Raw genomic sequence first — 6,503 nt, forward strand, 5'->3', positions numbered from 1 at the left:
CTGGGTAACGCTTGTTTTATTGCATTGCATAACTGCCACCTTGCTATATGTGGCGGTGATTTAAATGCAAAAATAGATGGTGAACCTATTTCAAATTGGTCTGACTTTACGTTGAAAAAAGGACAGAAGCTTCAGTTCGGAGTCGCAAGGAATGGACTTCGCTCCTACCTAGCGGTTAAAGGTGGATTCAATGTTGCTCAGCACTTAGGAAGCGCATCGACCGTCTTGCGAGAATCTCTAGGTGGTTATGATTCAAATGGTGGCGCTTTGAAAGCTGGCGATATTCTTCCCTTTGTCCCTCATAACTTACCGAAACGTAAACCAAGGCAAATGACGTTTCGCTTTAAGCCAGATTACAACTTACCCATTAAGCTGAGAGTGATTGAAGGCTATCAGAACGAGGACTTTGATGAAGACGCTCGCCAAGTATTTTACAACAAAGCATTCATCATCTCCCCCAATTCGAATCGCATGGGCTACCGTCTTGAGGGCAATAACATTCGTCCACCTTACGAAGGCGTCCTATCAGAGGGAATTGCATTAGGTTCAATTCAAGTACCTAGCGATGGTAACCCTATTGTGCTGCTCAACGATCACCAGACTATTGGCGGGTATCCTAAATTTGGCTGCGTAGCCCGTATTGACTTACCTAGACTGGCACAGGCGAAGCCCGGACAAAAAGTCAATTTTGTGAAAGGAGATAGGCTAGGCTTGCAAGAAGTATGGTGCCAATGGGCTCAGTTTTTTGGGTACTAATACAACCACTGAGCCCAAACACAGCCGATTATGTAGGCATACCATAACGCACTGCTAAAGCTTGTGGATAGCCTCGCTCTTGAGTGAGTTTAATCGCGTACTGCTCGACCTCTTGTTCAGACCACTTTACAGCGACCGGATGCTGTGTTTCCACATTTTGGTTAGGATCGATGTCAAACCAGAATTGAAGCATTTTTTGCGCTGCGAGTAGTGTCGATGACGCTTTTACCACCTCTATTCTCGCATAGTGGTTATCTTCAAAAGTCACATCTGCCGCTCTGAGTACTGGGTCTGTTCCGGGAATTTGCTGAGCGCCAAACAATGCTTTTCCTCCTTTTACAGCAGAGTGATAGTCGGGAATAAACTGCGCCATGTGTTTGATGGCATTGTTCGTTCGCTCTTCTAACACTTCTTCTCTCCAGCCGTTACGGATCTTCGAGAGTAAAGGCATAGGCAGTTCAGGTTGAGCAGATGAGTTCGTGCTCTCCACTAAACCATCTTCAAACAGCGTGATTCCTTTTGTCATACCATGAAGTTGAAAGTAACCATCGCCATAAGGCGTCAATTGAGCCATTCCTTTATCGGTTCCACGCGGGCCATGAAAAATAACTTCTGGCCATTGTTGTTGACAGTCTGCCCACCTCGTAACGTAAGCGGCTTTAAACTCCACCAACCTGTCACGCTTGGCACCAACTGTGTTGTCAATTGAGCCTGTTTCAAAGCCACACGCGTTAACCAAGTAGTCGCATGTCATCAGGTAATCGATACCTTCACGTTCATAGCCAAGTTGCCAGTGTTCCCCCATCCAATCGGCTTGCTTAAACGTTGCTTGTGTGAAGACCGAAGCATTAGGAAGCGTATCTAGTGTTAAGTTGGCAATTGCGGCGAGGCGAAAAACACTCCAACCATATTCTTGAACTGCGACAACAGGATACTTTAGCGCTTCAAGATCAGCATGTTGAGCAAAAGGAATGCACCACTCATCGAAGTTTGTAGGATGACTTGGTTGAGTACGTTGCGCGAGAGCTTCTAGCTCCGCTTTTGAATACAGTTTGTAGTATTCGCTTGGCTCGCCGAGCACTTTATTACTCTCATCTTTATCAACGAGCGTCTGATAAGCACTTTTCACAACCTCTAATCGCGGAACTAGTGTGGATGGGTCTCCACCATCGGAATGAGGAACCGCGATGATTGTCGGACGAATATTCAGTGAAAGCGGATACAGGCGAACAGTATCGATAGATTGTGCTAACAAGTCTAAGCATTGTTGCTCGGAAATCTCTCGATATAAATTACCACCAGCATGCAAATGACAAATGGGTGGACCATTTACTAGTGATACGCCCTTCTCTATTACGGAAACTTTAAAACCCAGCTCCGCAAAATGAATTGCTGCTGTTGCACCTGCTACACCGCCACCAACAACAGCGATATGCTTATCTTTATAACTTGGAAACTCAGACTTCATTGCTTCACTAAAAATTTTATAAGGAAAATTCTTTACTAACGGTGGATTCTACTCGTGTTTGGACTTGATTAAAATCACAAAAAGTTCATGGGTTTGCGAAATATCCAACAGCGCCTGTAAAGTGCATTAAAGTAGAAAAAATTTGCGAAAAAGTACTTGACGACATGGTTAAGAAGACACTTTTTTGTGTCTATGTGAATAAGAATTTCACTGTAAGACCCATGGCGCAAAGCCTGCAGAAACACCCCACTTTTTACCCCATTTAGTTATCCCAAAAGTTATCCACTGTTTTTGTGGATAACTAAAATAAAAGTGTCATGGAGTGTTCCAAACTTGATAACACTCGCTGCGATTAAGTGTTTACTGGCGTTAACAATCTTTTCAACAAACTCATCACTACAAGTGCCAACGTAACAAATGTTGCAAGCGGTAAAGCTATCCACAATTCGGGGTGAATTTGTGCATTGAGATCGAATCCATATGTCATGACTGCGGCCACACAAACTTCCGCAGCGAATACCGCAACACCACTAGCAATCAACGCCATAATTCCGTACTCGGCCCACAGGGTTGTGTTGATCCGTTTCTTACTTGAACCTAATGTGCGATACAAACGAATCTCTTGTTGGCGTTGGGACAAGCTTAACCTCAGTAGCGTAAAGATGAGCAGCAGACCAGCAACAACGCCTAAAAGAGCAAGGATGGTGATTGCTGATACGATTTGCTGAATCAAAGCCTGAATTTTCTCGCCCATAGTTCGGATATCTAAAACAGAGACCGTTGGGTGAGCACGTGACATTGACGTCAACAACGCTTCATTTCCTTCTTCAATCCTATAACTGATGAGGTAAGAACCAGGTAAATTAGCCATCACGTCAGATGAGAAAATAAAATAAAAGTTAGGCTTCATGTCACGCCATTCGACATAACGGATGGTATCTACTACTGCATCGTAATTCTGACTGTTTATTACAAAGCGCAGCGTATCACCGAGTTTGATGCCTAAGTCATTTGCTACATCCGCTTCTACAGATACACTCCCTTTGTTTGTCCATTCACCCGAAAGCACATCATTATATTCTGGTAGGCTATCTCCCCATGTCAGGTTTAGCTCTCGACGTATCGCGTCAGAACCTTCTCCTTCGTAATCAATCTCCTTGACGTTTTGACCGTTGATCTCTGTTAGTCGTCCACGAATTATTGGATAAGCTTGTGACCGCGTAACTCCATTTTTATCTAGGGTTTCTAGGTAGTTATCGAGTTCATAATCACCAATGTTCAATGCGAACACATTTGGCGCATCTGCAGGTAAGGTTCTCTCCCAATCAGCGAGAATATCGCTGCGCACAAGCCAAATGATAGACAGCAACATTAAAGATAATGCCAAAGCACCAAACTGTAGACCGCTGGTTACTGGCGTCCGGTTGATACGACTCAACGCAAGCTTCATTGCAGGATGGGTTGAAACACGTGCAAACAGCTTTGTGAGTATGACGCTAACTGCTGCGAGTACCACAAACAGTACCGCTATACCAGTGAGCACGATCCAAACTAAGGTGTTATCTGCATACAGTAAAAGCAGTGGAACAACGGGAACTAGAACAAGTAACATTCGCTTCCAAGAACGTTGCGCTTTACCCTGCTGTAGCACTTCTAACGCGGGAGTTTTAATCAAGCCTAACAATGGTATACCGAGAGCAGGCACCGTAATCAAGACTGCTGAGATAAATGCCACCAAAAATGGTGTGACACCGTAACCAGGGAGTGGATCGGGTAATAAGTCTTTGAGTGGAATGCGTAATAAATATTCCAGCCCGCTCCCTAACAATAGACCGACGACACTGGCACTAATGAGAAGGATTGTGACTTGAATAAATAACCACTTTTCAATCCATCGGCGGCTCGCACCAAGACTTTTCAACATCGCAATAGTTTGTGTCCGGCTGTTCACGTAATTTTGACAAGTAAGAACCAATGTTGTCGCCGCCATAATGATGACAATCGCTACGGTCAAAGACAGATACTGCGTCGTGCGTTCAAAAACCTCATTACTACGACTGGCAGTATCTTGCGTGCGCCAGCGATCGCTCGGAGAAAGCTGCGTATCATCTTGTAAGCTCTTTAGTATTTTATCATCGGCTTGTAAAAACAGACGGTATTGAACTCGGCTCCCAACTTGAATTGCTCCTGTTTTATCTACGTCACTTTGATGAATGTATGCAGAAGGCATTTGCCGAAATGGATTAAAGCTCAAGCCAGGTTCCATCAATACTGCGCCTGATACAGTAAACTCGGCATCGCCTATCGTGACACTGTCACCTGGCTTTACGTTTAGTTGAGTCATAATCCGCTCATCAAGCCAGAGTTGGTTCTCTTTAACGCGACCGGCCGGATTATTTTCGAGAACGAGCTCTCCCATTAAAGGGTAATTATCATCCACCGCCCTTACCGAAATAAGCTGCATACCATTATCGCTAAATGCCATAGTGGCAAATCGCGTCATCATCGAACGTTCAAGGCTTTCAGTCGAGGCTAACAACGTGTCCGGAATGGGATTAGCAGACACAAACACCGCATCTGCCGTTAATGCGTCCTTCCCTTGCTTGACGATCACCTGCTCCATTCGTTCTGCTAATGCAGAAAGCGCAAAGATACTCGCAATCACGAGAATAAGAGCAACGCTAATAGGCCAAAGGTTCCCCTGCCTTATTTCGCCGAAACTCCAACGTATCAAACTTTTATTCGGCGAGTGCTGTGTTGTACTGTTTTGTTCTGTGGATGTGGCTTCACTTGATGATACTGCAGACATTATATCTCCTCCTTAAGCTCACCCGCCTCCATACGATAGATACGGTCACATCGGCTTGCTAGATGACCATCGTGTGTTACTAAAATCAGAGTTGTCCCGTGCTGTTCATTAAGATCGAATAGCAGCTCAATCACTTTGTCTGCGGTTTGATGGTCAAGATTGCCGGTAGGCTCGTCTGCGAACAACAGCTCAGGCTGTGTCATAAATGCACGCGCTAGCGCAACTCGCTGTTGTTCACCACCAGATAACTGGCTTGGTAGATGGTCGACACGTTTTTCTAACCCAACAGCAGCTAACAATTCCGCTGCTCTTGCTTCATCTTCGGCTTCACCACGTAAAAGACAAGGAAGCGTGACATTACGTAATGCACTCAAACTCGGGATTAACAGGAAACTTTGGAAAACGAAACCTAAAGAGTCAGCCCGAATTTTCGCACGTGCTTCATCGTCCAGTTTTGATAATTCATGACCTAATAAAGTAATTTCGCCTGATGTCGGCGTATCAAGACCAGCTAGCAACGTCATCAATGTTGACTTACCTGCACCGGAAGTTCCGACGATGGCGATTTTTTCTCCTTTTCGGATGTCAACATTTACGTCTTTGAGGATTGTTAATTGTTCTTGATTAGTAGAGACTTGTTTAGAAACCAAATTGGCTTGAACAATAGGTGCATTAAGTACAGGTGTTTGCATGATTCGTATACTTTCCTTAGTTCTATTTTTTTGTTTTTCCGCTACTTCACATGCGAGCGAAAAGCTACTTGTCTTGGGTGATAGCTTGAGTGCAGGCTATCAGATGCCGATCGAAGAGAGTTGGCCTAGCTTACTCCCTGATGCGTTGTCAGAACATGGTCAAGATGTAACAGTTATTAATGCCAGCATTTCTGGCGATACAACCGGCAATGGCTTAGCACGGTTACCTCAGTTGCTAACTCAGCATAGCCCTGACATGGTACTTATTGAGTTAGGTGCCAACGATGGCCTAAGAGGCTTCCCTCCTAAACTTATTACGTCGAATCTTTCAAAAATGATTACCATGATAAAAGATTCTGGTGCGGACGTTGTCATGATGCAAATTCGGGTTCCACCTAATTATGGTAAGCGCTATAGCGATATGTTTTACGATATCTACCCTAAGCTTGCACAGCATCAACAAGTTGCCTTGATGCCATTCTTCTTAGAGCATGTTGTCACCAAACCAGAATGGATGATGGATGATGGCCTTCACCCAAAACCAGATGCACAACCTTGGATCGCTGATTTCGTTGCTCAAGAATTAATTAAACATCTCTAATTTTAATGGTCTAGCTCAATAAGTTTTACGTAACTTTACGTTAATCTATTTTCAATTCCACTCATCGAGGATAGATAACAACATGCGAATAGAACCGTTAATTCAAGGTGTTGTTGCTCGCTCTGCGCACCCCAAAGGGTGTCATGCATCTATTAAAGAGCAAATTGAATACGTAAA

At 44.3% G+C, this 6,503-nt stretch carries 5 protein-coding genes and 1 pseudogene; 3 read left to right on the forward strand and 3 right to left on the reverse strand.

What is annotated here, in order from left to right:
• The coding region (locus IQR33_RS06115) for a biotin-dependent carboxyltransferase family protein (RefSeq protein ID WP_193843590.1) at positions 1–756 on the forward strand (756 nt) is incomplete at its 5' end.
• A 28-nt stretch (positions 757–784) separates the two neighbouring features.
• Here IQR33_RS06115 and IQR33_RS06120 read toward each other — a convergent pair.
• From IQR33_RS06120 to IQR33_RS06130, 3 genes are all read right to left on the reverse strand, one after another.
• A complete protein-coding gene (locus IQR33_RS06120) occupies positions 785–2,224 on the reverse strand; it encodes an FAD-dependent oxidoreductase (RefSeq protein WP_064354776.1) in 1,440 nt (479 codons plus the stop codon).
• Between the two features lie 352 nt (positions 2,225–2,576).
• Positions 2,577–5,033 (reverse strand): ABC transporter permease, encoded by a 2,457-nt coding sequence (locus tag IQR33_RS06125; protein WP_064354775.1) that lies wholly within the window; start codon positions 5,031–5,033, stop codon positions 2,577–2,579.
• Entirely contained in the window at positions 5,033–5,725 is a 693-nt protein-coding gene (locus IQR33_RS06130) for an ABC transporter ATP-binding protein (RefSeq protein WP_005376323.1), read from the reverse strand. The genes IQR33_RS06125 and IQR33_RS06130 overlap by 1 nt, the downstream gene beginning before the upstream one ends.
• On the opposite strand from IQR33_RS06130, the gene tesA reads away from it, so the two are divergent.
• The gene (tesA, locus tag IQR33_RS06135; RefSeq protein WP_054575991.1) at positions 5,724–6,326 is read left to right on the forward strand and encodes a multifunctional acyl-CoA thioesterase I/protease I/lysophospholipase L1; all 603 of its coding nucleotides are present in this window, start codon (positions 5,724–5,726) and stop codon (positions 6,324–6,326) included. The two genes, IQR33_RS06130 and tesA, sit on opposite strands and share 2 nt — an antisense overlap.
• A gap of 82 nt (positions 6,327–6,408) precedes the next feature.
• Positions 6,409–6,503, forward strand: a pseudogene (locus tag IQR33_RS35820) (hypothetical protein); the annotation flags it as partial.

Origin of the sequence: Vibrio sp. OPT46 (assembly GCF_015163535.1) — a bacterium.
Taxonomy (GTDB): Bacteria; Pseudomonadota; Gammaproteobacteria; order Enterobacterales; family Vibrionaceae; genus Vibrio; species Vibrio alginolyticus.

What these genes read in the sequence shown, in the direction of transcription:
- IQR33_RS06130 (WP_005376323.1), bottom strand. Translation starts at nt 5,725, where the DNA reads ATGCAAACACCTGTACTTAATGCACCTATTGTTCAAGCCAATTTGGTT.
- IQR33_RS06120 (WP_064354776.1), bottom strand. Translation starts at nt 2,224, where the DNA reads ATGAAGTCTGAGTTTCCAAGTTATAAAGATAAGCATATCGCTGTTGTT.
- tesA (WP_054575991.1), top strand. Translation starts at nt 5,724, where the DNA reads ATGATTCGTATACTTTCCTTAGTTCTATTTTTTTGTTTTTCCGCTACT.
- IQR33_RS06125 (WP_064354775.1), bottom strand. Translation starts at nt 5,033, where the DNA reads ATGTCTGCAGTATCATCAAGTGAAGCCACATCCACAGAACAAAACAGT.